Raw genomic sequence first — 26,124 nt, forward strand, 5'->3', positions numbered from 1 at the left:
CGCCCCGCGGCCCCCGCCACGGACCATGCACACGGCGCGCGCCACGGCCCGTGCCCGCGCCGCCGGCGGCGGGAACGGGCCGCGGGGGGCGGGAACGGGCCACTGGAGCCGATGCCGGACACGGCCGGGGCAGGCCGACGCGGGACGGGGCCGACGCAGGCTTGGGAAGGACGGGCCCGATGCCGGGCGGGTGGGGCCGGGCGGGGCCGGGGGCTCGGCGGGGGAGCGGGTCAGCGGGTGGCGACCATCCGGGCGAAGACCACGACGTTGCCGTCGTAGCCGCCCGCGCGCGAGTAGCCGCCACCGCAGGTGATCACCCGCAGCTCGGGGTGGCCGGTGTCGCCGTACACCCGCACACCGGGGAAGTCGTCCTTCGAGAACACCTCGACGCCGTACACCTGGAAGACCGCCACGCGGCCGTCGTAACGGGTCACCTCGACGCGCTGGCCGGGCCGGAGGGCGCCCAGGCGGTAGAAGACGGCGGGCCCGGACTCGTTGTCGACGTGCCCGACGACGACCGCCGTGCCGCGCTGCCCGGGCGAGATGCCGTTCTGGTACCACCCCGCCAGGTTCGGGTCCTGCGGTGGCGGCGCGCTGATCCACCCCTCCTGGTCCAGGCCCACGTCGATGACGGGCGCGTCCACCTTCAGCGCCTCGATCCTCACCCGGGAGGCCGGCGCGTACGCCAGCGGGCGCAGCCCGGCCGACGGCGTCGGCGCGGCCACGACCTGCCGGGCCCCCGACGTCGCGGCGGCGGCGGGTTGCGGCGGCCCCGAGGAGGCGTCGACCCCGTTCCGCATCATCGCGAGGCCGGTCAGCATGACGAGCGCCAGCGCGCCCCAGGGCTGGCGGCCCCTGATCACGTCCCAGGCACTTCGGTCCCCGATGCCTCTGCGCTCCAGGCCCATGCTTCTCCCTTCGTGGCCTCTCCCGGCACCGTAAGCGGGTCCCGCGCCCCCGGCGATCCTGGCGCGTGCGAACGGGTGGCGGCGCGGCGTACGGGTGATCAACCATCCGGGTCATCAGTGGAGGCGCCCTGACGGTGTGTGACCTGCGGTGGGGTCACCACCCTCACCCGCCCGCCGGGTGCGCCGCCTCACCGGGGTGGCGCAGCGCCGACGTGCGGGAACCGCGCCCGCTGGTGAGGGTTCGTCATGGAAGGCGCATCCGTCGATCTCCCGGAGCACCGCTTTGGGGCGTCTTCCGCTGGAGGTTCAACGATGCGTGCTTCACGCGCCCTCGCGGTGGCCGCCACCGCCTGCGCGGTGATCGGGGCCACGGCTCCGACCGCCGCCGCCAACAACGGTCCGACCAACGTCACGGTCTCCCCGACCCAGGTGCACCAGGGTGGCAGCCTGGCGGTCAGCGCCATGGGGTGCGGCCACGGCGGCACCGTGTCGTCCAACGCGTTCCCGAAGACGGCCCTCACGGTCAACCACTCGGGCCACTCCGCGGCCACCCCGCGGATCTACGACCACGCCACCCCGGGCCAGTACAACCTGGCCGTCCGGTGCAGCGACAGCTCCCGGGTGGTCACCCGGACCTTCCGGGTCATCCGCGGGCGCGGCGCGGAGGGCGGCCTGGGCGGCTCGATGACACCCACCTCGACCGAGGTGGCCGTCGGCGCGGTGCTCGCGGGCGGCGCGGCCCTCGGCGGCGGCCTGTTCCTCATCCGCCGTCGCCGTCCGAGCGCCGGACGGGCCTGACCGGCCGAACCCTCCCGGCCGGCCGAACGCGCCCCGCGCCGAACACGCCCGACGCCCCGAGTCCCTGCCAGGACTCGGGGCGTCGGGCGTGCGGTGGGATCCACGCCGGTGGGGCGGGCTCAGTGGCGGCGGCTCTCCGCCCTGCGGCGCAGCGCGTAGACCACGCCGGTCGCCGCGGCGACCACGAGGCCCGTGCCGGCCGCCAGCTCGCCGGCGTTCCAGCCGCCGACGCTGCCGCCCAGGCCGCCCCGCACACCGGACGGCGCCGGGGTCACCGTCGCCGTCCGTGTGACGGTCGGCGCGGCGGTCGAGCTGGTCGTCCCCGCGGCGACCCTCAGCCGCGCCGTGCCGGGGGCACCGCCGGCGCAGGTGAAGGAGACCGTGTAGGCGGCGCCCCGGCGGGCGTCCCAGTCCACGGTGGCCGTCGCCGAGCCGCCCGCGGGGATGGACACGGCGTCGAAGATGCCCGACGACGCGATGGCGGTCCCCGCGCAGCCGGGCGCGGAGAGGACGACCCGGCCGCCCGGATTGACGGTCGAGGGGGAGACGACGTACGGATCCACCGCGGCCGCTGGGGGTGCGGTGAGGGCGAGAGCCGCCGCTCCGAGCAGAGCGGCGGAAGCGGCACCTATCGCGCGCATGAAGAGTCCTCCGGTCCCGAGGGGCACTGCGGAACGGACTTCCGCGAACCATCGAAATGACCCTCTGTGCCCGGAACGCTAGGAGCCCACTACCACACCCGCGAGTCCGGTCGGGCGAACGGGGCAATGGGTCACCCGTACGGCCCACAGAGCGGGCCGGCTCAGCCGCCGAGGTACGGGAAGGCACGCAGGAACGGCTCCGTGGTGGCCGACACGCCCCGGCCGAACGGGGCGTCGATCACCCAGATCAGGAAGAGCAGGAAGGCGATCAGGGCGCTGTACAACCCCGCCAGCAGCAGTTCCCGGAACGTCCGCCGGATCTGCAGCGCGAAGATCAGCCCCACCGCGACCAACGCCCCGGTGATCAGACCGAACCACACGACGCCCGGCATGGTCTCGCCCGCCGAGTCCGCCCGGACGCTGCGCGCGTCGTCCGCCGCGGCGACCTGGTCGACCAGCGGCTGGTACGCCTGCGCCTGGTGCGCGTCGGCCGGCCGGTACGAGGTGACCGAGCGCCGCACCTGGTGCAGCAGCTGCGTGCCCTCGTCCGTCAGCTCCCCGTGCTCCGCCATGGCCTCCCACTCCGGGCCCACCACGTGCCGGACGTACGCCTCCACGTCGGCCCGGATCCGCCGGTGCACGTCGGCGGGCCACACCTCCGAACGCACGCTCACCTCGTGCAGGGCCTGCGCCTCCTGGCGGACGCTCTCCTGCGCGGTGCCGCGCCCCTCCCAGACGCCGGCGATGGCCAGCCCGAGGACGATCGCGTAGACCACGCCGATCATCATCGTCATGTACTCCATGACGTCCGGCGTCTCGGTCGGGTCGTCGTCCTCGCCGATGCGGCGGTTGTTGATGACGGCGATGACGAGGACGACCGCGCACGCGGCGGCCATCGCCAGGGTCAGGACAAGCCATTCCGACACGGGAACTCTCTCTCGGTCTCGGTCTCGGGGTGCGGGGGTGCGGGGGTGCGGGGCGGTGGGGGCGGCGCGGCGGCCGTGGGGCTCAGCGCGAGCGGGGCCGCAGGACGGCGGCGGCGAAGACGGCGGGCGCCGTGAGCAGGAGCATCATCGACACCATCGACGGCCCGCGCTTCGGCTTCGGGCGCTGGGCGGCCCGGTAGGCGGGCAGCGGGTACGGGACCGGGGGCGCTGGCGCGGCCGTCGGCGCCGGGGGCGAAGCCGGCGAAGGGGGCTTTGGCGCCGGACGGGCGGGCGGTGACGGCGCCGGGGGCGCGGGCGGGGGCGGCGGCGGGGGCGCCGCCGGACGGTCGGATGGCGGGGCGGGGGCCGGCGCCGTGCTCACGGCGGGCGGCTCCGGCCGCGGGGCGGGCGACGGCGCGGGCGGTGACGGCGCGGGCGGTGACGGCCGCGGCGCGGAGGGGCTGGGCGTCGGTTGCGGCGAGGGGCTGGGGGAGGGCGTCGGGCGCGGTGTCGGCCAGGGGGGTGTGGGGCGGGGCGTACAGGACGAGCCGCCCGCGACGGACACCGCGTGGGTCCCTCCGGGACCGGTCGACGCGTGGGCGCAGCTGTCGGCCGCCGCCGACGGCGCGAGGGCGGGGGAGAGCGCGAGCGGCCAGGCGAGCACCGCGCCCGCCACCGCCCGCGCGACGAGGGATCCATACACGCCGAAGAGCATGATCAGACCAACGAGTCACCGTCCGCCGGAGCGCGGCGGTTCCCCTGATGGGAGGTTTCGCTCGCACGTGCGTGCCACCGTCGGGCGCGCCCGCCGACCGGGAACTTCGGGTCGCCGTTGAACACTTGCGGCCCCCGCGTCCGTACCTAGGACCGTGAACGGCGCACGGCGGACGCCGCGAGCAACTCGACACGACGGGAGCTGAGATGAGGAACTGGCGCGACACGGCGCTCGCGGCGACGGCGGTGGCGGCCCTGCTGACCCTGACGGCCTGCGGTCAGGACGAGGGGGACCGCATCGGCGGGCAGTCCGTGGGCGCCGCGGCCCCCGCGGGCGCCCCCGGCGAGGGCGCGGGATACGGGGGGAAGGACTACGGCGGCGCCTACGGCTCCGGCGCGGCGTCCTCCGGGGCAGCCGCCACGCCCGCCGGGCAGCTGGCCGTCCGCAAGGGCACGGCGAACGGCGACGTCCTCACCGACGCCGAGGGCCGCACCCTCTACCGGTTCGACAGGGACTCCGCCAACCCGCCCAAGTCCGCCTGCGAGGGTGACTGCGCCACGGCGTGGCCCGTCGTCTCGGCGGAGGGCGCGAAGGCCCCGGCGGGTGTCGACTCCACGCTGCTCGGCGCGCTCACCCGGCCCGACGGCACCAAGCAGCTGACCGTCGACGGCTGGCCGATGTACCGGTACGCCAAGGACACCAAGGCCGGTGACACCAACGGCCACGGCGTCGGCGGGACCTGGTACGCGGCGGCACCCGACGGGAAGAAGGCCGCGGCGGGCGCCTCCCCGGGCCCGGCGGCGGGGGAGGGCGACGGCGGGGACGCCGCGGCGGACGGCGGTGCCGGCGACGGGTACGGCGGCGGGTCCGGCGAAGGGTCCGGCAGCGCGTCCGGCGGCGAGGAGGCACCCGCCGAACGCGCCGGGCTCTCCGTCCGCGACGACCCGAAGCTCGGCGAGATCGTCGTCGACGGCGAGGGCCGGACCGTCTACCGGTTCACCAAGGACTCGGCCTGGCCGATGAAGACCGCCTGCACCGGCGCGTGCCTGGAGAAGTGGCCGGTCGTCGAGCCCGTCGCCAAGGCCGACACCGAGGGCGTCACCACCAAGGGGTACGTGACGTTCGAGCGGCCCGACGGCAAGAGCCAGCAGACCATCGACTGCTGGCCGCTCTACACCTTCGCCGGCGACAAGAAGCCCGGCGACACCAACGGTCAGGGCGTGGGCGGCACCTGGTACGCCGTCTCGCCCGACGGAAAGCTGGTCGGAGCGCCCAAGTAGAGTCCCCCACAAGCGACTCCGGCCCGGTGGGCGGCCCGTCGACTCCCTCCCCTCGCGGGAGTGACGGGCCGTCTTTCCGCGCGCCCGAGGCGCGCCCCGCCCGTACCGCCGCCTGTGACGAAGAACGGATCGCATTTTTCCGTTTCCCCTCGCCCTCCCGGCGGGCGATCAGTAGCCTCGGCTCGAACACCGGCCAGGAACTGGCCTCATCACCGTGGCGACTGTTGGAGATTCGATGGACCGTCCCGCCTGGGCCCCGCCGGGCATCGACCTGTCGGTGCCGAGCGTGTCCCGCATCTACGACTACTACCTGGGCGGTTCCCACAACTTCGAAGTCGACCGCGAGGCCGCCCGCAGGGCGATGGAGTTCCTGCCCGGACTGCCCAAGATCATGCAGGCCAACCGGGCGTTCATGCGCCGCGCCGTCCGCCACGCGATCGGCGAGGGCGTGACCCAGTTCCTCGACATCGGCTCCGGCATACCGACCTTCGGCAACGTCCACGAGGTCGCCTTCGCCGCCGCCCCCGACGCCCGGGTCGTCTACGTCGACCACGACCCCGTCGCCGTGGCCCACAGCAAGGCCGTGCTCGACGGCGACGAGCGCGTCGACATCGCCGCCGCCGACCTGCGCAAGCCGAAGGACGTGCTGCGCAGCTCGCCCGTGACCCGACTGCTCGACCTGGACCGGCCGGTGGCGCTGCTCCTCGTCGCCGTGCTGCACTTCCTGGAGGACGCCGACCGGCCCTACGAGGCGGTCGAGGAGCTCCGTGAGGCGCTGGCGCCCGGCAGCCTCCTCATCCTCACCCACGCCTCGTTCGAGGGCATCCCGGTCCCCGAGGCGCAGGCGGACGGCACCGTCGGTGTCTACCGCGACATCCGCAATCCCCTCGTGATGCGCTCCCGCGACGAGGTCACCCGGTTCTTCGACGGGTTCGAGATGGTCGAACCCGGCCTGGTGTCCATGCCGCACTGGAGGCCCGACACCCCGCCCGAGCAGGAGGATCCGTACGCCTTCTCGGGCTTCGCCGGGGTGGGGCGCAAGGGGTGAGCACGCCGGCGCAGGCGTCCGGCTCCGCGGCGGAGCCGGACGGCCTGGAGGACAGACTCCAGCGGTTCGCGACGATATGGAGCCGGGCCATCTTCCCGGTCACGGCCACGTCGATGACCCGCACCGAATTCGAACAGCACCTGTTGCCGCTGGCGCGGCGGCTCAGCGCCGCCCTGCACGCGAGGCCGTTCGACGCGGCGCCCGCCCACGCCGTCGGCACCGCCCTGGTCGCCGCGCACTGCACGGACCCCGACGCGCTCAGCCGCACGCTCGGCGTCGTCGACTCCTACCTGGTGCTGTACTGCGGCGCCGGCGACATCCCCGCCGACGACCTGCGGGCCCGCTGCGCCCGCCTCCAGCACGCCCTGGCCGCCGGGTTCGCCCGCGCGCTGCGCGAGCGGACCCTCGTCGAACAGGAGGCCATCGCCCGCTCGGCGCTCTCCGCCCGCGCGTTCGCCGAACAGGCCCTGCACGCCACCGAGGCCCGCTTCCGCGCCGTCTTCCAGGAGGCGGCCATCGGCATCGGCATCGCCGACCTCGACGGCAACGTCCTCGACGTCAACGAGGCACTCACCCGCATGTTCGGCGGCCTCGAACACCTCGTCAGGGGGCGCAACGTCACCGAGTGGGTCCACCCGGAGGACGCCCCGCACGTCTGGAAGCTCTACGGGGAGCTGGTGCGCGGCGAACGCGACCACTTCCGCGTGGAGAAGCCGTTCTACCGCTCCGACGGCACCGCCCTGTGGACCAATCTGACGGTCTCCCTGCTCCGCGACGCCGAGGGCCGCCCCCAGTACCAGCTGGCCCTGATGGAGGACACCACCGAGCGGCGGCTGCTCAACCTGCGCCTGCGCTACGAGGCCACCCACGACGCGCTCACCGGGCTGCCCAACCGCAGCCTGTTCTTCGAGCGCCTCGACAAGGCCCTGACGGCCGGCGACGGCACCCGGTTCGGCCTGTGCTACCTCGACCTCGACGGCTTCAAGGCCATCAACGACAGCCTCGGTCACGCGGCGGGCGACCGGCTCCTCGTCGAGGTCGCCGACCGGCTGGAGTCCTGCGCCACCGCGCCCGGCGAGATGGTCGCCCGGCTGGGCGGCGACGAGTTCGTGGCCCTCACCACCGGCCCGGACGTCTCCCCGCAGGACACCGAGGAGCTCGCCGGCCGCATCCTGAACGCCCTGTCCACACCGATCGGCCTGGACGGGCGGGAGATCACCGTGCGCGGCAGCATCGGCATCGTCGAGGGCTGCGCCGGCGAACGCGGCTCCGCGGACGTGCTGCGCAGCGCCGACATCACCATGTACCGCGCCAAGTCGGCGGGCGGCAACCGCTATGAGCGCGCCGACGCCGAGGCCGACGCCCGCGCCATCACCCGCCACGGCCTGACCACCGCGCTCCCGGCGGCCCTGGACCGGGGCGAGTTCTTCATCGAGTACCAGCCGCTCGTCCACCTCGGCGACGGCACGGTGCACGGCGCGGAGGCGCTGGTCCGCTGGTGCCACCCGCAGCACGGCGTGCTCGGCCCGGACCGGTTCATCCCGCTCGCCGAGCACACCGGGCTCATCGTGCCGCTCGGGCGCTGGGTCCTGCAGGAGGCGGTGCGCCAGGCCAGGTACTGGGAACACCTCCACGCCGACGGCGGCCCGCTGCGGATCAACGTCAACCTCTCGCCCACCCAGCTCCACCACCCCGGGCTCGTCACCGACATCGTCGACGTGCTGGAGCGCTCCGGCCTCGCCCCCGGCGCCCTGTGCCTGGAGGTCACCGAGTCCGCCCTGATCGGCGCCGACGAGGACCTGCTCAAGCCGCTGCGGCAGCTGGCCGAGATGGGCGTCGACATAGCGCTCGACGACTTCGGCACCGGCTACTCCAACCTCGCCAACCTCCGCCGCCTGCCGGTCAGCGTCCTCAAGCTCGACCGCTCCTTCACCCGCGGCATGCAGCAGCACCCGGCGGACCCCGTCGACCTGAAGATCGTCGAGGGCATCGTCTCCCTGGCGCACAGCCTGGAGCTCGCCGTCACCGTGGAGGGCGTGGAGACGGCCGCCCAGGCCGACCAGCTGCGCGCCCTGGGCTGCGACACGGCCCAGGGCTGGTACTACGCCCGCCCGGGCGCTCCCGACCGCATCCACCGCCTGGTCCTGGCGGACGCCGTGTGACCCCGGCCCGGCCCCCGTCGGGGGCCGGCAGCCACCCTCCTCGCCCCTGCCCACCGCCCAAGACGACCCGACCCGCCCGGGGCGACCCGCCCGCCCGTTCGCCGCCGCCCCGGCGGCCCGTCCCGTCCGGCCGACCCGGCAGCACCCGCCGGGCCACCCGTCCCGTCCGGCCGACCCGGCAGCACCCGCCGGGCCACCCGTCCCGTCCGGCCGACCCGGCAGCACCCGTCCGGGCGACCCGGCCCCGCCGGGCGGTTCAGCGCCCCGGCAGCGACTGGAGCAGCACCTGCTGGAGCTCCCGGGCCGCCCGGGGCGGCGCGACGTCGCTGCGGTGCGCCAGCGCGATGGTCCGCCGCAGCCCCGGCGGCGCCAGCGCCGTCACCCGCAGGTCGCGCCCCGCCCGGGCCACCATGCTGGGCACCACCGCCACGCCCAGCCCCGCCCGCACGAAGCCCAGGACGGCGTCCATCTCGCCGCCCTCCACGGTGAACGACGGCTCGAAGCCCTCCGCCCGGCAGGCGGCCACCGTCAGCTCCCGCAGGTCGTACCCGTGCCGGAACATGACCATCGGGCGCCCCTCCAGGTCCCGGATCCGCACGGGCCGCCGCGGCGCCGGTTCCGCCGTCGAGGAGACGACCACCAGGTCCTCCCGGAGCAGTTCCACCGTCGTCAGCGCGGGTGACGGCGTCGGCAGCGGCAGGACGACCAGCGCCAGGTCGAGCGCGCCCCGCGCCAGCTCCCGCACGAGGTCGTGCGAACCGCCCTCCTCGATCAGGAGCCGGACGCCCGGGTACAGCGCGTGGAAGGCCCGCAGGACCTCCGGCAGCAGCCCGGTGCACAGGCTCGGCGTCGCGCCCAGCCGCACCCGCCCGCGCCGAAGCCGCACCAGCTCCTGCACCTCCTGCCGGGCGGTGTCCGCGTCGGCGAGGATGCGCCGCGCGAGCGGCAGCAGCGCCTCGCCCGCGTCGGTCAGGGTGATGTTGCCCCGGGCCCGGCTGAACAGCTCGGCGCCCAGCTCCTTCTCCAGGGCGCGCACCTGCTGCGAGAGCGACGGCTGCGAGACGTGGACGCGCTCGGCGGCCCGGGTGAAGTGCCGCGTCTCGGCCACGGCCACGAAGTACACGAGCTGCTGGAACTGCATGACCCCAGCCTAAGCGGGGTCGATAGCCGACACCTATCGACTTCAGCCGCACCATGTCTTGGACCTCTCGGAACGGCGGACATACCGTCTCATGTATGGCTCAGGCAACGCGGACGCACTCCTCGGGCACGGCCGGGCGACCGCCGTCCCCGCGCGCCCCCCGGCGCACCCTCCTCGGATCGACCGTCGGCAAGAAGGCCGTCATGGCCGTCAGCGGCCTGATCCTCCTCGGCTACCTCGTCGCCCACGTCATGGGCAACCTCAAGGTCTTCTTCGGCCCCGACGAGTTCAACGCCTACGGCCACTGGCTGCGCACCATGGGCGCCCCCGTCCTCCACCACGAGTGGGGCCTGTGGATCGTCCGCGTGGTGCTGCTCACCGCGGTGGTCGCCCACGGCGTCTCGGCGTACCAGCTCAGCCGGCTCGACCGGAAGGCCCGCCCCACCCGGTACGTGCACCGGCGTCGGCGCGCGAGCTACGCCACCCGCACCATGCGCTGGGGCGGCGTGATCATCGCCCTGTTCATCGTCTGGCACCTGCTGGACCTCACGACCCTCACCGTCAACGCGAACGCCCAGCCCGGGCACCCCTACGAGAACGTCGTGGCGACCTTCTCCACCTGGTACGGCAACGTGATCTACATCGTGGCCATGCTCGCCGTCGGACTGCACGTCCGGCACGGCTTCTGGAGCGCCGCCCAGACCCTCGGCGCCGGCAAGGCCCGCCGGGACCGCGCCCTGAAGGCCGCCGCGACCACGCTCGCCCTGGTCCTCACGGCGGGCTTCCTCGCCGTACCCGTCGCCGTCATGACCGGAGTCGTGAGCTGACATGAGCGCCTACACCGCCTACACCACCGGCGAGCCGATCGCCGACACCCGCGCCCCCGAGGGCCCCATCGCCGAGCGCTGGGACCGGCGCCGCTTCGAGGCGAAGCTGGTCAACCCGGCCAATCGCCGCAAGCACACCGTCATCGTCGTCGGCACCGGCCTCGCCGGCGGCTCCGCCGGCGCGACCCTCGCCGAACAGGGTTACCGCGTCGTGCAGTTCTGCTACCAGGACTCGCCGCGCCGCGCCCACTCCATCGCCGCACAGGGCGGCATCAACGCCGCGAAGAACTACCGCAACGACGGCGACTCGGTCCACCGCCTCTTCTACGACACCGTCAAGGGCGGCGACTTCCGCGCCCGCGAGTCCAACGTCCACCGGCTCGCCCAGATCTCCGTGGAGATCATCGACCAGTGCGTCGCCCAGGGCGTCCCCTTCGCCCGCGAGTACGGCGGACTGCTCGACACCCGATCCTTCGGCGGCGTGCAGGTCTCCCGCACCTTCTACGCCCGCGGGCAGACGGGCCAGCAGCTCCTCCTCGGCGCCTACCAGGCCCTGTCCCGGCAGATCGCCGCCGGGAACGTCGAGTTGCACCCGCGCACCGAGATGCTCGACCTGATCGTCGTCGACGGGCGGGCCCGCGGCATCGTCGCCCGCGACCTGGTCACCGGCCGGATCGAGACGCACTTCGCGGACGCCGTCGTCCTCGCCACCGGCGGCTACGGCAACGTCTTCTACCTCTCCACCAACGCCATGAACTCCAACGCGACCGCCGTCTGGCGGGCGCACCGGCGCGGCGCGTACTTCGCCAACCCCTGCTTCACCCAGATCCACCCGACCTGCATCCCGCGCACCGGCGAGCACCAGTCGAAGCTGACCCTGATGAGCGAGTCCCTGCGCAACGACGGCCGGATCTGGGTGCCGAAGGCGCGCGGCGACGACCGGCCGCCGCACGAGATCCCCGAGGACGAGCGCGACTACTACCTGGAGCGGATCTACCCCTCCTTCGGCAACCTCGTGCCCCGCGACATCGCCTCCCGCGCCGCGAAGAACGTCTGCGACGAGGGCAGGGGGGTGGGCCCCGGCGGCCAGGGCGTCTACCTGGACTTCGCCGACGCCATCCGCCGCATGGGCCGCCGGGCGGTGGAGGAGAAGTACGGCAACCTCTTCGACATGTACGAGCGGATCACCGCCGAGGACCCGTACGAGGTGCCGATGCGGATCTACCCCGCCGTGCACTACACGATGGGCGGCCTGTGGGTCGACTACGACCTCCGGACCACCGTCCCCGGTCTGTTCGCGATCGGCGAGGCCAACTTCTCCGACCACGGCGCCAACCGGCTCGGCGCCTCCGCGCTGATGCAGGGCCTCGCCGACGGCTACTTCGTCCTGCCGTCGACCATCAACGACTACCTGGCGCGCGCCCCGCGCCCCGAACCGCTCACCGCGGACCACCCGGCGGTCGCCGAGGCCGTGGGCACGACCGAGGAGCGGCTGCGCCGCATCCTCGCCGTCGACGGCGACCGCACCCCCGACTCCTTCCACCGGGAGCTCGGCGAACTCATGTGGGAGCACTGCGGCATGGCCCGCACCGACGAGGGGCTGCGCACGGCACTCGACCGGATCCCCCTCATCCGCGAGGAGTTCTGGCGCCGCGTCCGCGTCCCGGGCACCGGCGAGGAGTTCAACCAGTCCCTGGAGAAGGCCAACCGGATCGTCGACTACCTGGAACTCGCCGAGCTCATGTGCCTCGACGCGCTGCACCGCACCGAGTCCTGCGGCGGCCACTTCCGCGAGGAGTCCCAGACCCCGGACGGCGAGGCCGCCCGCAAGGACGACGCCTTCTCCTACGCGGCCGCCTGGGAGTTCCGCGGCACCGGCGCCGCCCCCATCCTGCACCGGGAAGACCTGGTCTTCGAGTACGTCCACCCCACCCAGCGGAGCTACGCATGAGGCTCACCCTGCGCGTCTGGCGCCAGAAGAACGCCGACGCCCCCGGCACCATGGTCACCTACGACGTGGACGGCGTCTCGCGGGACATGTCGTTCCTGGAGATGCTCGACACCCTCAACGAGGAGCTCATCCTCCGCGGCGAGGACCCCGTCGCCTTCGACCACGACTGCCGCGAAGGCATCTGCGGCGCCTGCAGCATGGTCATCGACGGCGAGGCCCACGGCCCCGAACGCACCACCACCTGCCAGCTCCACATGCGCGCCTTCCAGGACGGCGCCACCATCGACATCGAGCCGTGGCGGGCCGCCGCCTTCCCCGTCGTCAAGGACCTCGTGGTCGACCGGTCCGCGTTCGACCGCATCATCCAGGCCGGCGGCTACATCAGCGCCCCCACCGGCTCCGCTCCGGAGGCGCACGCCACGCCCGTCCCGAAGGCCGACGCCGACGCCGCCTTCGAGCACGCCGAGTGCATCGGCTGCGGCGCCTGCGTCGCGGCCTGCCCCAACGGTTCGGCGATGCTCTTCACCTCGGCGAAGGTCAACCACCTCAACGTCCTGCCCCAGGGGGCGCCCGAGCGGGAGACCCGCGTCCTCGACATGGTGGCGCAGATGGACGCCGAGGGCTTCGGTGGCTGCACGCTGGCGGGGGAGTGTGCCACGGTCTGTCCCAAGGGCATCCCGCTGCCGTCCATCTCGGCGATGAACAAGGAGTGGCTGCGCGCCGCCCGCCGCCGGGCGGTTTAAGGCCAGCTTCACGCTGTGGCTCCCGTCACAGCGCCGGCGCCCGGGCGAAAGAATCTCCACCCGGTGGTCGCCCCACGCGGAGGACTTCGCTCCGGCGCACGTCGGCGAAGGCCGCCGACAACAAGATCGATGTCGTTCAACCCTGTACCGCTCGTGGTGAGTTGTCCGCATCCGAGTCGTCGCCGGCCACCCGATTTCCCCTCTCCGCGTGACCCCGGTAGGCATATGCCTGCCGGGGTCGCCGACCACCGCCCCGGTGCACCTGACCACGGGACTCACTTGGGGGTTCTCTTCATGTCCAGCAGCAGCCGCCGCACCACCCTCGCGACCGGGCCGGGCGAGCCGGACTGGGAACTGCACGGCCCCGCCACCCCGTAGGCCGAGCGCGCCACCCGACCCGTCGGGCGGCGCTACGGGGTGTCCCGGGTGCCCGACGCGCCGCCGCCCCGCTCCTCCCCTCGGGGCGGCGGCCCCGGTCGCAGCCCGGCCAGGCGCGCCAGCCTCCCGAAGGAGTCCCGCAGCGCTTCCCGGTCATAGGTGCTCGTCGTCACCAGCAACTCGTCCGCACCGGTCTGCGCCACGACCTCCTCCAGCGCCTCCCGCACCTGCCCCTCCGTACCGTGGACGTGCCCGCGCAGCCCCGACGCGAGGTACTCCCGCTCCCGCGCCGACACGGCCCGGGCCTCCACCGCCTCCGGCGGGGCCAGCGGCGGGAACGCACCGCGCGTCCGCGCGTGCGCGAGGGACCACGCCTCCGGCAGCAGCATCCGCGCCGCCTCCTCCCGTGTCCCGGCCACCGCAATGGTGCCCGCCACCACCACGTACGGCTCCGCGGCCCACGGCGAGGGACGGAAACCGGAACGGTACCGGCCGATCGCCTCGACGACCTTCGCCCGCCCCTTCAGGTCCCCCACGACCAGCGGCAGCCCCGCCGCGGCCGCGATCCGCGCCCCCTCGCCGGTCGCCAGCACGAACGGCGGCACGCGCAACCCCTCCGCCGGCAGGGCCCGCACCCCGGGGTGCGCCGTCTGCGTGCCCCGGAACCAGCCCAGCAGCTCGTCCAGCTGCTCCGCGAAGCCGTCCGCCTCCTCCTTGCCGTGCCCGAGCGCCCGCCGGATCCCGTCCGTGAACCCCACCGAACGGCCCACCCCCATGTCGATCCGGCCCGGGAACAGCGACTCCAGCACCCCGAACTGCTCCGCCACCACCAGTGGACGGTGGTTCGGGAGCATCACCCCGCCGGTCCCCACCCGGACGGTCGAGGTCGCCGCGGCCACGGCGGCCGCCAGGACGGTCGGCGCCGAACCGGCCACCCCCGGCACGCCATGGTGCTCCGACACCCAGAACCGGTGGTACCCCAACTCCTCCGCGTACCGGGCGAGGCGGACGGTCTCCCGCAGGGCCTGCGGCCCGTCACCGCCCTCCCACAGCCGGGAGCGGTCCAGGACGGAGAGGCGGACGGGGAGCGGGGCAACGACCGGGAGACTCACGCCTTGTCCAACACCTCCCGCGCCCCGTGATTCCCCGTCCCCGGCCTAGGCTTACGGGGTGACGAGCGACAGCAGGCCCCTGGCCGTGTTCGACCTGGACAACACCCTCTCCGACGCGAGGCACCGCCAGCACTTCCTGCAGCGCACCCCGCGCGACTGGGACGGCTTCTTCGGCGCGGCCCCGCAGGATCCGCCCCTGCCGCCCGGTGTCGCCCTGTGCCTGGAGGCGGCACGGCAGTGCGAGATCCGCTACCTCACCGGACGGCCCGAGCGGTGCCGCCGCGACAGCCTGGACTGGCTCGCCCTGCACGGACTGCCCGAGGGCCGCCTCCACATGCGCCGCGACGACGACCGGCGACCGGCGAGGGTGACGAAGCTGGAGGTGCTGCGCCGCATCGGCCGCAGCCGCGAGGTGCGCATGCTCGTCGACGACGACGAGTTGGTCTGCGACGCTGCCGCGAAGGCCGGGTTCCGCGTCGTGCGCGCGGACTGGGCGCTCGCCTCGGACGCGCTGCGCCAGGCCCAGGAGAAGGAGGGCCGCACCTGAGCGCGCCTGTTCGGGGCCGCGCCTGATCCGGACCTGTATCCGGGCCGGACCTGCCCCGGGCCTGTATCCGGGCCGGGCCTGCCCCGCGCCTGATCCGGGCCGCCCTGATCCGCGCCGTACTTGACCCGGGCTCTTCCGGGCCCCGCCTGATCCGGTCCGCGGCTGCACGCGCCTGGTCCGGCCCGCGCTTGCCCTGCGCCGCGCCTGATCCGGGCCTGGGCCGGGCCGCGTCCGGGTCGGCCGCGCCTGGGCCGGGCCGCGTCCGGGTCGGTGCCTCGCCCGGGCTGCGTCCGTGCCCCGTCGTACGGGTGGCGAGCCGTACGCGACGGGGCCGGGGTCACGCCTCGCCGGCGTCCGGACCGTCGAGCCGGAAACCGACCTTCATCCCGACCTGGTAGTGCGCCACGCGCCCGTCCTCCAGGTGCCCGCGGATCTCCGTGACCTCGAACCAGTCCAGGTTGTGCAGGGTCTGCGCGGCCCGCGCGATGCCGTTGCCGATCGCCGCGTCCAGCCCCTCGTGCGAGGTGCCCACGATCTCGGTGACGCGGTACGTGTGGTGCGACATGGCGGTCTCCTCCTCGGCGGCTGCGCGCGCCCGGTGGCGCGCCCCTTCCACGGTGCCCCAGGGCGGACGGGTCCGCGAGGCGGGCGCCCCGGGACTTGACCCGGCCATTGGTACATACCAAAATCCAGCCATCCGCCCGTTGCGAACGCGTTCGCTCCCCCCACGTCGGGTCCGTCCTCCCTGCAGAAAACGCAAAAGGTGACCTACGTGAAGAAGCGCACGCTCGGCCCCGCCGCGCTCGTGTCCGCCCTCGCCCTGACCGGCTGCGGTCTCGTCCCCGGCCAGGACGGCGGCAGCCGCACCGTCACCGTCTGGCTCATGAAGGGCAGCGCCTCCGACGAGTTCCTCCAGCGGTTCACCACCGCCTACGAGCGGGAGCACCCCGACGTCCGCCTGGAGATCGTCATCCAGGAGTGGACCGGCATCGGCAAGAAGGTCACCGCCGCGCTCGCCGGCGACGACGCCCCCGACGCCATCGAGGTCGGCAACACCCAGGTGGCCCGGTACGCCGGCAGCGAGCGGCTGTACGACCTGACCCTGGAGTCCGTGCGCGACCTCGGCCGCGAGGAGTGGCTGCCCGGCCTCGCCGAGCCCGGCAGCATCGACGGCAGCCAGTACGGGATTCCCTGGTACGCGGCCAACCGGGTCGTCGTCTACCGCAAGGACCTCTTCCGGCAGGCCGGCGTGGAGGAGCCGCCCAAGACCCGCGAGCAGTGGCTGGAGGACACGGAGAAGGTCAACGGCACCGGCGCCCAGGGCATCTACCTCGCCGGCCAGGACTGGTACACCCTCGCCGGGTTCGTCTGGGACGAGGGCGGCGAGCTCGCCGTGGAGAAGGACGGCGCCTGGGTCGGCGCGCTCGACTCGCCCGCCGCGCTCCGCGGCATGGACTTCTACCGGACACTCCAGTCCCTCGGCTCCGGCCCGGTCGACGCCGACGAGGAGAACCCGCCCCAGGCCGAGGTCTTCGCCCGCGGCCGGGTCGCCCAGATCATCGCCACGCCCGGCGTGGCCGCCGCCATCGAGGAGCGCAACCCCTCCCTCGCCGCCCGGCTCGGCTTCTTCCCGGTGCCGGGCAGGACGGCGAAGGAGCCGGGCGCCGTCTTCACCGGCGGCTCCGTCCTGGTCGTCCCCGTGAACGCCGGCGAACGGGCCGCCGGGATCGACGTGGTCAAGGCGCTCGCCGGCGAGAAGTGGCAGACGGACCTGGCCCGCACCATGCACTACGTCCCCAACAAGACGTCCCTGGCGTCCGTCGTCGAGGGCCAGGAGGCCACCGCCGCCATGGCCGCGGGCGCCGCGCGGGGCCGAGCCACGCCCAACTCGCCGCACTGGGCGGACGTCGAGGCAGACAACCCCATCAAGCCGTACATGACGGCCGTCCTCCAGGGGCGCGACCCCAGGGCGGCCGCTCGCGCGGCGTCCGCGCGGATCACCGACGCCCTGGCGGGCTGAGCCGGCAGGCCGGGCGGGATCCGCCGCGCAGGTCCCTGCCCGATCCCGAGCGGCAGGCGCTGCCCGGGCCGAGTGGCCGGCCCCTGCCCGGGCCCCGGCGCCGGCCCGCGCGGGACCGTGGTGCCGGGTGCGAACCGGGCATTCAGCCGCCGCACATCCCCGCTCCGCCGGGCGGACACGCCGAAGCCAGCCGGTGACGGCACAAGTAGGGGGTGAGGCCCGCCGCACGACCGCGGCCCGCCCCCGCCGCCCCCGGCCAAGGAGCCCCCATGACCACGACGACCCCGGCCCCGGCCCTCCCGGCCCCCGCCGCCCTCCCGGCCCCGTCGTCCCCCGCCCGCCCGCAGCACCCGGAGATCCGGGCCGCGGCCGAGGCCACCGGCCGGCCCCGGTACCGCGTAGCCCTCGCCCGTACGCAGGAAGAGGTCCGGGCCGCCCAGCGGCTGCGGCACCTCGTCTTCGCCGGCGAGCTGGGCGCGCACCTCGCCGGGCCCGAACCCGGCCTCGACAGCGACGCCTTCGACGCCTACTGCGACCACCTCCTCGTCCGCGAGGAGACCACCGGCGAGGTCGTCGGCACGTACCGCCTCCTGCCGCCCGAGCGCGCCCGCATCGCCGGACGCCTCTACTCCGACGGCGAGTTCGACCTCTCCCGGCTGGCGCCCATCCGCCACGACCTGGTGGAGGTCGGCCGCTCCTGCGTCCACCCCGCCCACCGCGACGGCGCGGTCATCTCCCTCATCTGGTCCGGCATCGCCCGCTACATGACCCGCGCCGGGCACGACTGGCTCGCCGGCTGCTGCTCCCTGCCGCTCGCCGACGGCGGCGCCCTCGCCGCGGCCACCTGGGAGGCCGTCCGGGCCCGCCACCTCGCGCCCGAGGAGTACTGGGTCACCCCGCACCGGCTGTGGACCCCCGCCCCCGGCACCGCCCGGCCCGCCGCCCGCACCGATCTGCCGCCCCTGCTGCGCGGCTACCTTCGCCTCGGCGCCTGGGTGTGCGGCGCTCCGGCCCACGACCCCGACTTCGGCGTCGCCGACCTGTACGTCCTGCTGTCCCTGCGCCGCACCAACCCCCGTTACCTGCGCCACTTCCTCGCCCTCGGCGCGGAGTGATGAGCGCCTGGCTGCCCTCCTCGCCCTGTACCCCGCGCCGCTGCGCGACCCCGGCCCACCCGGCGGCCGGCCGCCTCCGCGCCGTCTCGCGCCTGCTCGCCGGGGTGGGCGCCGTCCTCGCCGGGCTCGTCCTCGCGCCGCTCGCCTCGCCCCTCGCCCCGGCCGCCCGGCACCGGCTCGCCCGGCTGTGGTGCCGTACCGTGCTCCGCTCGTTCGGCGTCCGTACCCGCGTCATCGGGGTCCCGCCGCCCGGCGCGCACCTCGTCGTCGCCAACCACGTTTCCTGGCTCGACGTACCGCTGCTCGCCGCTGTCCTGCCCGGCCGCATGGTCGCCAAGCGGGAGGTGCGGGACTGGCCGCTGCTCGGCCCGGTCGCCGCACTCGGCGGCACGCTCTTCCTCGACCGCGACCGTCTGCGCACCCTGCCGGGCGCCGTCCGCGCCATGGCCCGCACCCTCGGCGCGGGGCACCGCGTCGTCGTCTTCCCCGAGGGCTCCACCTGGTGCGGCCGGGCCCGCGGCGCCTTCCGCCCGGCGGCCTTCCAGGCGGCGCTCGACGCGGGCGCCCCGGTCCTGCCGGTACGGATCGCCTACCGGCCGCTCGGACCCGCCGCGTTCGTCGGCGACGACCCCCTCGTCGTCTCGCTGTGGCGGGTCGTATCGGCGGGCGCCCTCACCGCCGAACTGCGGCTCCTGCCGCCCCTCCCGGCCGGGCTCCACACCGACCGGCGCGCCCTGGCCCGCGCCGCGCACACGGCGGTGACGGGCCGGGCCGCGCCCGGGGACGACACCGGGCGCGCGGCCGGTGTCGGGCACGCGTCCCACATCAAGCACGCACCCCGCGACGTGTGGCACGCACCCCGCGACGCCGGGCACCCGCCTCGCACCGGGCAGGTGCCCCGCACCGGGCACGCACCCCGCGACGCCGGGCACCCGCCCCGCACCGGGCAGGTGCCCCGCGTCCGGGCCGAGCCTCAGACGACGGTCGCCAGCGACAGCGCGAACCAGCCCCGCTCATCGGTCCACCACCGCGACAACTCCATCCCCGCCGCGGCCAGTTCCGCCGCCACCCCCTCCTGACGGAACTTCGCCGACACCTCCGTCCGCAGCTCCTCACCCGCCGCGAACGGCACGGTGAGGTCCAGCTCCGGGATCGTCACGGTCAGCCCGCGCCGCGCCCGCAGCCGCATCTCCACCCACTCGCGTTCCCGGTCCCACACGGCCACGTGGTCGAAGTCGCCCGCGTCGACGTCCGCGCCCAGTTCCCGGGCGAGCACCGCCAGCACGTTCTTGTTGAACTCCGCCGTCACCCCCGCCGCGTCGTCGTACGCCGCGACCAGCGTCGCCTCGTCCTTGACGAGGTCCGTGCCGAGGAGCAGCGCGTCGCCCGGCTCCAGGAGCGACCGCACCGACCGCAGGAACCCGGCCCGTTCCCCGGGCAGCAGATTGCCCAGGGTGCCGCCCAGGAAGGCCACCAGCCGCGGCCCCGGCGTGCCCGGCAGGGCGAGGCCGCGGGTGAAGTCGGCGACGAGGGCGTGCACGCGCAGCCCCGGCAGCTCCTCCGTGAGTGCCGCGGCCGCGCCGGTCAGCGCCGACTCGCTGACGTCGACGGGCACGTAGTCGGCGAGCCGCGGTCGCAGCGCCCGCAGCAGGTGCCGGGTCTTCTCCGACGACCCCGAGCCCAGCTCCACCAGGGTCAGGGCCCGGGTCGCCGCGGCGATCTCCGGCGCCCGCGCGACCAGGATGTCCCGCTCGGTACGGGTCGGGTAGTACTCGGGCAGCCGGGTGATCTCCTCGAACAGCTCGCTGCCGCGCGCGTCGTAGAACCACTTCGGCGGCAGCTCCTTCGGCGTGCGGGTCAGACCGTGCAGCACGTCGGCGCGCAGGTCGGCGGCGGTGGCGCCCTCGGGGAGGGTGCGGGTCAGCAGGAACGGGCTCACGCGGGGTACTCCTCGAGCGGTTGCCGCGCCGCACGCGCGGCGTGCGGGGCAGGGGACGGGCGGAAGGACGTGGAGGCGGCGCGGGCCGGGGCGGCCGGCGTGTCCCGGGAGCGGTCCGGCGGGCGGTCCAGGGAGCGGAGCGCCACGCCGTCCGCCGTGGCGGTCACCAGCGTCCGGTCCGGTGCCTCGCACCACGCGGGATCGTCGTCGTACGGCTCCGACGCCACGACCGCGCGCCGGCGGCGGCCGGGACCCCCGCCCAGGTGCCAGAGCGTGTCGCCCCACGCCGTCGCGGTGACCGTCGTCCCGTCGACGAGGAGCAGGTTCAGCCGGGAGCCGGGTGCCGCCGCGGCCACGTCCCGCACCACTGCGGTGAGGGCGTCGGGTGCCGTGTCGCCACGCCGCAGCCGGTGCAGCACCAGCGCCCACAGCAGGGCCGAGTCGTTGCGCGCCTCCAGGGCGAGCAGGTCGGCGGGCGGCAGGCCGGCCGCGAGCGCCGCGACCGAGCCGGGCCAGCCGGCCACGGCCCCGTTGTGGCTGAACAACCACGGCCCCGAGGCGAACGGCGCCGCGGCGGCCTCGGCGTCGGCGCCCGGCAGCGTCGCGTCCCGCACGGCGGCCAGTCCCGCCGCCGAGCGGACCACGCGGGCGAGGTCCGCGAACGAGCGGTCCGCCCACACGGGCCCCGCCCTGCGGTAGCGGCCCGGCACCGGGTCGCCCGGCGCGTACCAGCCGACCCCGAAGCCGTCGGCGTTGACCGTCCCGTGCCGCTGGTGGCGCGGTGCCCACGACTGCCGGTGGAGTCCGTGCGGGGGCGCGACGAGCAGCTCGCCGAGCGGTACCGCGTCGTCGCCCACCCAGGCGATGTGCCGGCACATCAGCGGCTCACCCCGCGTCCCGTGCCGTGCGGAAACCGGCGAAGATCTGCCGCCGTACCGGCAGGTCCCAGTTGCGGAACGTGCCCCGGCACGCCACCGGCGCCACCGCGAACGACCCGCCCCGCAGCACCTTGTGCGCGGGCCCGAAGAACACTTCCGAGTACTCCCGGTACGGGAACGCCACGAAGCCCGGGTACGGCAGGAAGTCGCTCCCCGTCCACTCCCACACGTCGCCGATCAGCTGCCGCACCCCGAGCGGCGAGGCCCCGGCCGGGTAGGCACCGGCGGGTGCCGGCCGCAGGTGCCGCTGCCCGAGGTTGGCGTGGTCGGGGGTCGGCTCGGCGTCGCCCCACGGGTAGCGCCGCGACCGGCCGGACACCGGGTCGTACCGGGCGGCCTTCTCCCACTCGGCCTCCGTCGGCAGCCGCCGCCCGGCCCAGCGCGCGTACGCGTCGGCCTCGTACCAGCTGACGTGGACCACCGGCTCGTCGTCCGGCACCGCCTCCACGACGCCGAAGCGCCGGCGCAGCCACCGCCCGCCGTCGCGCCGCCAGAACAGCGGCGCGCCGATGTCGTGCCGCCGGATCTGCTCCCAGCCCTCGGGCGCCCACCAGCGGGGATCGCGGTAGCCGCCGTCGTCGACGAACTCCCGGTAGGCGCCGCACGTGACCGGCACGGTGTCGATCAGGAAGTCCGGCACGACCCGCACGTGGGCGGGGCGTTCGTTGTCGAGCGCCCACGGCTCCTCGTCGTGCGAGGTGCCCATCGTGAACGGGCCCCCCGGGACGAGCACTTCGGCCGGCAGGCACGCCGCGCCGTCGGTCGGGCGTGGTGGCTCCGGCGCGGTGAGCACGGCCGGGCCGCGCCGGAGCTGGTGGGTGATCAGCATGGTCTCGTCGTGCTGCTGCTCGTGCTGGGCGACCATGCCGAAGGCGAACGCGGCGTCCAGTAGCGGGTCGCCCTCCAGCCGGGCCGCCGCGAGGACGTCGAGCACGCGGTCGCGCACCTCCGCCCCATAGGCGCGCGCCTCGCGCGGGGCCAGCAGCGGCAGCGACGGGCGGCTCGCGCGGGGGTGGCGGAACGCGTCGTACAGCGGGTCGATCTCGGGCCGCAGCGCGGCCCGCCCGCCCACGGCGCGCAGCAGCCACTGCTCTTCCTGGTTGGGAATGTGCGCCAGATCCCACACGAGCGGGGACATCAACGGTGAGTGCTGAGCGGCCAGTTCGCCGTCGTCGACGCAGTCGGTGAGCCGCGCGGTGCGTTCCCGGGCGGCGGCCAGCGCGTCGTACGCGCGCCGGCGGAGCGCCTCGGGCTCGGCGACGGGGGAGGGGGGCGCGGTCATGGGCGGAGGTCCTCCACGCGGTCGGGGCCGGCGTCCCGGCCGGATCGGGGAGCGGGAACGGGCCCGGCGGCCGCGGGGGCCACGGGTGCCGTCGCGGCCGCACGGTCTGCCGGGGCGGTCGGGGCCGGGGCCGCCGGGGTCGCACGGTCTGCCGGGGCCGTCGGGGTCGCACGGTCCGCGGCGGCGGCCGTCGCGGCGGCGGCCGGCGCGGGGGCGGGCCGTGGGTCGTCGGCGGGGCAACGGCGACGCAGCACGAACCGCTCGTGGAAGCCGGCCACCGCGTCGAGCACCGCCGTCGGCGCGCCGGAGCGGGCCAGCGCCTCCAGGGCGAGACCGAAGCAGACCACGGCCGCCCGGTGCAGCGCGGCCGCGTCCGGGCCGTCGCGGATCGCCGCCCGCCAGTGCGCGTCACCCGGCGGGCGCAGCGGCCCGGCCGTCTCCGTCAGCGGCAGCAGGGCCCGGTACGCCGCGTCGGCCGCGGCCGGGTCGTCGAACAGCGCCGTCGTGACGGCCAGCGGCACGACCCATCCGTCGTCGCCCGGTTGCGCGTCCAGCATGCGCAGCTCCAGATGCGTGCCGCGCGGCCGCACCGGCGGGAAGAGGGTCGTCAGGTGGTAGTCGAGGTCGGCGCGCGTCGGCGGCCGAGGCGCCGCGGACCGCAGCCACTGGCGGAACGTCAGCCCCCTCGGTACCAGCCAGGGGCCTTCCTCGGCGCGCACGCACATCACCGGCGCGTCCAGCACGTGGGCGGCCCACGCCGAACGGGGTTCCCGTCCGAGGGGCGGGGCCAGTCCCCGGACCGCGTCGATGCCCGCCCACAGCGACTGCCGCACGGACCGCAGCCCCGTGGGGCGGCCGTGCAACGTCGGCGAGTTGGCGAACGAGGCGACGAGGACCGGGCCCAGCAGGTGCGCCAGCCGCCACCGCTGTCGGTAGCCGAGCGGGCCGGGCTCCTCGTACCCGGTGTCCACGCACACCTGCACCGACGCCGAGTCGCGCATCATGTGCCGGCCGGCGGGGCCCCAGCGGTCGAGGTAGGTCTCCATGGCGTCGTAGCGGGGCTCGCGCAGCAGCCGCTCGCGGGTGGGCAGCCAGGGGTCGGTGCCGGAGCCGGTGAGGACGAGCCCGAGACGGGCGAGTGCGGCCCGCGCGGCCGACAGGTCGGCCTGGACGGTGGCGACGCAGGCGGTGAGGGACGCGGCGGGCGGCGAGCTGAGCTCCAGCTGCCCGCCCGGTTCGAGGGAGACCGACGAACCGAGGCCCAGGTCCCGCAGGGCGGCGTACGCGCCGCGCAGGCGGTCGGGTGTGACGGTCAGGCGCGGGTGGTCCGCGTCGTGGACGAACCACTCCAGTTCCACCCCGACGGTGCCGGGCGGACCGGTCTTGAAGCAGATGCACCGCAGCAGGTCCTCGGCCTCGTCCTCGGCCAGCGGGGGCCCGCCGGCGCCGACGTCGATCGACGGCATGGTCGCTCCTCCTGTCGAAGGCGTACCGTCCCACCTAAGCCACCGCGGCGGGCCCGCACAAGAGCGCCCCGGTGAACGATCGTCGGCACGTGCCACCGCCAGGCACCGGCGGGTGACGGCCGCGGCCGTCACCCGCCTCGTACGCCACCCACACCGACCGGACGACCGCTCCCGGGCCGCAGGCGCGGTCGCGGTCGGGGCGTACGGGTGCGGACCGCCCCCGCCGGGACGGGGACGTAGGGGGCGGCCCGGCCAGTCCGGGCAGGGGTGTACGGGGGCCGGCCCGGCCAGTCCCGGCAGGGAGGCACGGGGGCGGCCCGGCCGTCCGGGCGGGACGGGACCCGGCCCGGGGGCGCCGCGCGCGTGCGCGCGGCCCGGTCCGTCCTCTAGCGTCATGACCATGGACACACGACCGCAGCGCTTCGAGATCCTGATCGTGCCCGGACCGGCGGAGGGGCGCGACGCCGCGCACCTCGCCGAGGCCGCCATCCGCTCGGCGGTGGTCGAGGCCACCGGGGAGACCGGTGCCTCCGGCTATCCGCGCTACGCGGGCGGCGGCATGATCGCCGACATCGACCCGGAGACCCGCGCCGTCGAGGCGCTGCTCGTCGACGGGTCCGAGCTGGACTACGGGCTGTCGGTGCGCGTGGCGGACCCGCGCGACGACTGACGAGCGCGGTGCGCCCGCGCCGGGGGCGGCGCGGGCACGCCGGGCGGGGCCGGTGACGGCGACCGGAGGCCGGCCGGCGACGGCTGCGGGCCGGCCCGGTGACGGCGGGAGGGCCGGTGGGGGAGTCGGCCGGCGACGGCTGCGGGGCCGGGGCCGGCGGCCCGCGCGGGCTGCGCCCGTTGACACCGGCGGCCGTCGGGTCGGAGACTCGCCCCGTCGGTAGTGAACGCGTGTTCACCGTACGTACGCGCGCATGCGGGCCCGCATGCGGGCCCCAGGCCGTGGGAGAGACCCGATGAGCATCCGCGACGTCTACATCGTCGACGCCGTCCGCACGCCGATCGGCAAGTTCGGTGGCGCCCTCTCCTCCGTGCGCCCCGACGACCTCGCGGCGCACGTCGTGCGCGCGCTGGTCGACCGCACCCCGGACCTCGACCCGGGTCGGATCGACGACGTCTACTTCGGCGACGCCAACGGCGCGGGCGAGGACAACCGCGACGTGGCCCGCATGGCGGTGCTCCTTGCCGGCCTGCCCGTCTCGGTCCCCGGCGTCACCGTCAACCGCCTGTGCGGCTCGGGCCTGGAGGCGGTCGTCCAGGCCGCCCGCGCCGTCGCCCTGGGCGACGCGTCCGTCGTCCTCGCGGGCGGCGTCGAGTCGATGTCCCGCGCCCCGTGGGTCGTGCCCAAGCCCGAGCGTGCCTTCCCCGCCGGGCACCAGCAGATGTACTCCACGACCCTCGGCTGGCGCATGACCAACCCGCGCATGCCCGACGAGTGGACCGTCCCGCTCGGGGAGGGCGCCGAGCTCATCGCCGACAAGCACGCCCTGACCCGCGAGCAGCAGGACGCCTTCGCGCTCGCCAGCCACCACAAGGCGGCCCGGGCGTGGGCGGACGGCCTGTACGACGGCGAGGTCGTCGCGTACGGCGGCGTGGACCTGCCCCGCGACGAGAGCATCCGCGACACGACCTCCATGGAGGCCCTGGCGAAGCTCAAGCCGTCGTTCCGCACGGACGGGACGGTGACGGCCGGCAACGCCTCACCCCTCAACGACGGCGCCGCCGCGCTCCTCCTCGTCGACGAGGACGGTCTGCGTGCCTGCGGCCGCGAGCCGCTCGCCCGCATCCGCGCGTCGGCGGTGACCGGCATCGAACCGCAGCTGTTCGGGCTCGGCCCCGTCGAGGCGGTGCAGCGGGCCCTCACCAAGGCCGGCCGCACCTTCGACGACCTCGCGGTGCTGGAGCTGAACGAGGCGTTCGCCGCCCAGGCGCTGGGCTGCCTCGCGGAGTGGCCCGACCTCGACCCGTCGGTCGTCAACCCGCGTGGCGGCGCCATCGCGATCGGCCACCCGCTGGGGGCCTCCGGCGCCCGGCTCGCGGGCGCCGTAGCCCACCAGTTGGCCGCGGCCGGCTCGGGCACGGGCATGGCGGCGCTGTGCATCGGTGTGGGCCAGGGGATCGCGGTCGTCCTGGAGCGCTGAGAGGCGCGCGGCGCGGGGAGCCGGCCGGCGCACGCGG

General features: G+C 75.4%; 23 protein-coding genes. 13 read left to right on the forward strand and 10 right to left on the reverse strand.

Annotation, left to right across the window (positions count from 1 at the left end):
• Window positions 1-230 precede the first annotated feature (230 nt).
• Window positions 231-908, reverse strand: coding sequence for a class F sortase (locus tag NRO40_RS27165; protein WP_058943900.1), 678 nt, complete (start codon window positions 906-908; stop codon window positions 231-233).
• Between the two features lie 312 nt (window positions 909-1,220).
• Here NRO40_RS27165 and NRO40_RS27170 point away from each other — a divergent pair, with 312 nt between their 5' ends.
• A complete protein-coding gene (locus NRO40_RS27170; protein ID WP_058943899.1) occupies window positions 1,221-1,706 on the forward strand; it encodes a hypothetical protein in 486 nt (161 codons plus the stop codon).
• A 119-nt stretch (window positions 1,707-1,825) separates the two neighbouring features.
• On the opposite strand, the gene NRO40_RS27175 is transcribed toward NRO40_RS27170, so the two are convergent.
• On the reverse strand, window positions 1,826-2,347 hold the full coding sequence (locus NRO40_RS27175; RefSeq protein WP_058943898.1) for a hypothetical protein: 522 nt from the start codon (window positions 2,345-2,347) through the stop codon (window positions 1,826-1,828).
• A 161-nt stretch (window positions 2,348-2,508) separates the two neighbouring features.
• Window positions 2,509-3,273 (reverse strand): bestrophin-like domain, encoded by a 765-nt coding sequence (locus tag NRO40_RS27180; protein ID WP_058943897.1) that lies wholly within the window; start codon window positions 3,271-3,273, stop codon window positions 2,509-2,511.
• 921 nt (window positions 3,274-4,194) lie between these two features.
• Here NRO40_RS27180 and NRO40_RS27185 point away from each other — a divergent pair.
• The 3 genes from NRO40_RS27185 to NRO40_RS27195 all read left to right on the forward strand — a co-directional run bounded on the left by NRO40_RS27185 (window position 4,195) and on the right by NRO40_RS27195 (window position 8,478).
• Window positions 4,195-5,268, forward strand: a complete 1,074-nt coding sequence (locus NRO40_RS27185) for an SCO0930 family lipoprotein (RefSeq protein ID WP_058943896.1) — start codon at window positions 4,195-4,197, stop codon at window positions 5,266-5,268.
• A gap of 235 nt (window positions 5,269-5,503) precedes the next feature.
• Window positions 5,504-6,316, forward strand: coding sequence for an SAM-dependent methyltransferase (locus NRO40_RS27190; protein WP_058943895.1), 813 nt, complete (start codon window positions 5,504-5,506; stop codon window positions 6,314-6,316).
• Window positions 6,313-8,478: a putative bifunctional diguanylate cyclase/phosphodiesterase gene (locus tag NRO40_RS27195; RefSeq protein WP_058943894.1), complete on the forward strand. Its 2,166-nt coding sequence runs from the start codon at window positions 6,313-6,315 to the stop codon at window positions 8,476-8,478. Before NRO40_RS27190 ends, NRO40_RS27195 begins: the two co-directional genes overlap by 4 nt.
• A gap of 256 nt (window positions 8,479-8,734) precedes the next feature.
• On the opposite strand, the gene NRO40_RS27200 is transcribed toward NRO40_RS27195, so the two are convergent.
• A complete protein-coding gene (locus NRO40_RS27200; protein WP_058943893.1) occupies window positions 8,735-9,619 on the reverse strand; it encodes a LysR family transcriptional regulator in 885 nt (294 codons plus the stop codon).
• Between the two features lie 95 nt (window positions 9,620-9,714).
• On the opposite strand from NRO40_RS27200, the gene NRO40_RS27205 reads away from it, so the two are divergent.
• From NRO40_RS27205 to NRO40_RS27215, 3 genes are read left to right on the forward strand one after another with little or no spacing between them, the layout of a single operon-like run.
• Window positions 9,715-10,446: a succinate dehydrogenase cytochrome b subunit gene (locus NRO40_RS27205; protein WP_058943892.1), complete on the forward strand. Its 732-nt coding sequence runs from the start codon at window positions 9,715-9,717 to the stop codon at window positions 10,444-10,446.
• Between the two features lies 1 nt (window position 10,447).
• Window positions 10,448-12,397 carry a fumarate reductase/succinate dehydrogenase flavoprotein subunit gene (locus tag NRO40_RS27210; RefSeq protein ID WP_058943891.1) on the forward strand — a complete coding sequence of 650 codons (1,950 nt, stop codon included), beginning with the start codon at window positions 10,448-10,450 and terminating at the stop codon, window positions 12,395-12,397.
• On the forward strand, window positions 12,394-13,140 hold the full coding sequence (locus NRO40_RS27215) for a succinate dehydrogenase/fumarate reductase iron-sulfur subunit (protein ID WP_058943890.1): 747 nt from the start codon (window positions 12,394-12,396) through the stop codon (window positions 13,138-13,140). The genes NRO40_RS27210 and NRO40_RS27215 overlap by 4 nt, the downstream gene beginning before the upstream one ends.
• Before the next feature lie 410 nt (window positions 13,141-13,550).
• On the opposite strand, the gene NRO40_RS27220 is transcribed toward NRO40_RS27215, so the two are convergent.
• The gene (locus NRO40_RS27220) at window positions 13,551-14,630 is read right to left on the reverse strand and encodes an MsnO8 family LLM class oxidoreductase (protein ID WP_058943889.1); all 1,080 of its coding nucleotides are present in this window, start codon (window positions 14,628-14,630) and stop codon (window positions 13,551-13,553) included.
• A 58-nt stretch (window positions 14,631-14,688) separates the two neighbouring features.
• Here NRO40_RS27220 and NRO40_RS27225 point away from each other — a divergent pair, with 58 nt between their 5' ends.
• Window positions 14,689-15,177 (forward strand): phosphatase domain-containing protein, encoded by a 489-nt coding sequence (locus tag NRO40_RS27225; protein WP_058943888.1) that lies wholly within the window; start codon window positions 14,689-14,691, stop codon window positions 15,175-15,177.
• 337 nt (window positions 15,178-15,514) lie between these two features.
• Here the strand turns inward: NRO40_RS27225 and NRO40_RS27230 are convergent, their stop codons facing one another.
• Complete coding sequence (locus NRO40_RS27230; RefSeq protein WP_058943887.1) at window positions 15,515-15,742, reverse strand: dodecin; 228 nt, start codon at window positions 15,740-15,742, stop codon at window positions 15,515-15,517.
• Between the two features lie 207 nt (window positions 15,743-15,949).
• On the opposite strand from NRO40_RS27230, the gene NRO40_RS27235 reads away from it, so the two are divergent.
• From NRO40_RS27235 to NRO40_RS27245, 3 genes are all read left to right on the forward strand, one after another.
• Window positions 15,950-17,197, forward strand: coding sequence for an extracellular solute-binding protein (locus NRO40_RS27235; RefSeq protein WP_058943886.1), 1,248 nt, complete (start codon window positions 15,950-15,952; stop codon window positions 17,195-17,197).
• 269 nt (window positions 17,198-17,466) lie between these two features.
• Window positions 17,467-18,312: a GNAT family N-acetyltransferase gene (locus NRO40_RS27240; RefSeq protein WP_079047321.1), complete on the forward strand. Its 846-nt coding sequence runs from the start codon at window positions 17,467-17,469 to the stop codon at window positions 18,310-18,312.
• Window positions 18,312-19,391: a lysophospholipid acyltransferase family protein gene (locus NRO40_RS27245; RefSeq protein ID WP_058943885.1), complete on the forward strand. Its 1,080-nt coding sequence runs from the start codon at window positions 18,312-18,314 to the stop codon at window positions 19,389-19,391. The genes NRO40_RS27240 and NRO40_RS27245 overlap by 1 nt, the downstream gene beginning before the upstream one ends.
• Here NRO40_RS27245 and egtD read toward each other — a convergent pair.
• From egtD to egtA, 4 genes are read right to left on the reverse strand one after another with little or no spacing between them, the layout of a single operon-like run.
• Complete coding sequence (egtD, locus tag NRO40_RS27250; protein ID WP_058943884.1) at window positions 19,286-20,251, reverse strand: L-histidine N(alpha)-methyltransferase; 966 nt, start codon at window positions 20,249-20,251, stop codon at window positions 19,286-19,288. The two genes, NRO40_RS27245 and egtD, sit on opposite strands and share 106 nt — an antisense overlap.
• Window positions 20,248-21,129: an ergothioneine biosynthesis protein EgtC gene (gene egtC / locus NRO40_RS27255; RefSeq protein WP_058943883.1), complete on the reverse strand. Its 882-nt coding sequence runs from the start codon at window positions 21,127-21,129 to the stop codon at window positions 20,248-20,250. The genes egtD and egtC overlap by 4 nt, the downstream gene beginning before the upstream one ends.
• Window positions 21,130-21,136: 7 nt before the next feature.
• Window positions 21,137-22,471 carry an ergothioneine biosynthesis protein EgtB gene (egtB, locus tag NRO40_RS27260; protein ID WP_058943882.1) on the reverse strand — a complete coding sequence of 445 codons (1,335 nt, stop codon included), beginning with the start codon at window positions 22,469-22,471 and terminating at the stop codon, window positions 21,137-21,139.
• Window positions 22,468-23,937, reverse strand: a complete 1,470-nt coding sequence (egtA, locus tag NRO40_RS27265; RefSeq protein WP_079047320.1) for an ergothioneine biosynthesis glutamate--cysteine ligase EgtA — start codon at window positions 23,935-23,937, stop codon at window positions 22,468-22,470. The genes egtB and egtA overlap by 4 nt, the downstream gene beginning before the upstream one ends.
• Window positions 23,938-24,337: 400 nt before the next feature.
• Here egtA and NRO40_RS27270 point away from each other — a divergent pair, with 400 nt between their 5' ends.
• Complete coding sequence (locus NRO40_RS27270; RefSeq protein WP_058943881.1) at window positions 24,338-24,607, forward strand: hypothetical protein; 270 nt, start codon at window positions 24,338-24,340, stop codon at window positions 24,605-24,607.
• Window positions 24,608-24,902: 295 nt separating this feature from the next.
• Window positions 24,903-26,087 (forward strand): thiolase family protein, encoded by a 1,185-nt coding sequence (locus tag NRO40_RS27275; protein ID WP_058943880.1) that lies wholly within the window; start codon window positions 24,903-24,905, stop codon window positions 26,085-26,087.
• The last annotated feature ends 37 nt before the right edge of the window (window positions 26,088-26,124 follow it).

The sequence above is a fragment of the Streptomyces changanensis genome, assembly GCF_024600715.1.
GTDB lineage: Bacteria > Actinomycetota > Actinomycetes > Streptomycetales > Streptomycetaceae > Streptomyces > Streptomyces changanensis.

Coding starts and splice junctions, on each gene's coding strand:
- NRO40_RS27165 (WP_058943900.1), bottom strand. CDS start 908: ATGGGCCTGGAGCGCAGAGGCATCGGGGACCGAAGTGCCTGGGACGTG.
- NRO40_RS27170 (WP_058943899.1), top strand. CDS start 1,221: ATGCGTGCTTCACGCGCCCTCGCGGTGGCCGCCACCGCCTGCGCGGTG.
- NRO40_RS27175 (WP_058943898.1), bottom strand. CDS start 2,347: ATGCGCGCGATAGGTGCCGCTTCCGCCGCTCTGCTCGGAGCGGCGGCT.
- NRO40_RS27185 (WP_058943896.1), top strand. CDS start 4,195: ATGAGGAACTGGCGCGACACGGCGCTCGCGGCGACGGCGGTGGCGGCC.
- NRO40_RS27190 (WP_058943895.1), top strand. CDS start 5,504: ATGGACCGTCCCGCCTGGGCCCCGCCGGGCATCGACCTGTCGGTGCCG.
- NRO40_RS27200 (WP_058943893.1), bottom strand. CDS start 9,619: ATGCAGTTCCAGCAGCTCGTGTACTTCGTGGCCGTGGCCGAGACGCGG.
- NRO40_RS27205 (WP_058943892.1), top strand. CDS start 9,715: ATGGCTCAGGCAACGCGGACGCACTCCTCGGGCACGGCCGGGCGACCG.
- NRO40_RS27210 (WP_058943891.1), top strand. CDS start 10,448: ATGAGCGCCTACACCGCCTACACCACCGGCGAGCCGATCGCCGACACC.
- NRO40_RS27215 (WP_058943890.1), top strand. CDS start 12,394: ATGAGGCTCACCCTGCGCGTCTGGCGCCAGAAGAACGCCGACGCCCCC.
- NRO40_RS27230 (WP_058943887.1), bottom strand. CDS start 15,742: ATGTCGCACCACACGTACCGCGTCACCGAGATCGTGGGCACCTCGCAC.
- NRO40_RS27240 (WP_079047321.1), top strand. CDS start 17,467: ATGACCACGACGACCCCGGCCCCGGCCCTCCCGGCCCCCGCCGCCCTC.
- NRO40_RS27245 (WP_058943885.1), top strand. CDS start 18,312: ATGAGCGCCTGGCTGCCCTCCTCGCCCTGTACCCCGCGCCGCTGCGCG.
- egtC (WP_058943883.1), bottom strand. CDS start 21,129: ATGTGCCGGCACATCGCCTGGGTGGGCGACGACGCGGTACCGCTCGGC.
- egtB (WP_058943882.1), bottom strand. CDS start 22,471: ATGACCGCGCCCCCCTCCCCCGTCGCCGAGCCCGAGGCGCTCCGCCGG.
- egtA (WP_079047320.1), bottom strand. CDS start 23,937: ATGCCGTCGATCGACGTCGGCGCCGGCGGGCCCCCGCTGGCCGAGGAC.
- NRO40_RS27270 (WP_058943881.1), top strand. CDS start 24,338: ATGGACACACGACCGCAGCGCTTCGAGATCCTGATCGTGCCCGGACCG.
- NRO40_RS27275 (WP_058943880.1), top strand. CDS start 24,903: ATGAGCATCCGCGACGTCTACATCGTCGACGCCGTCCGCACGCCGATC.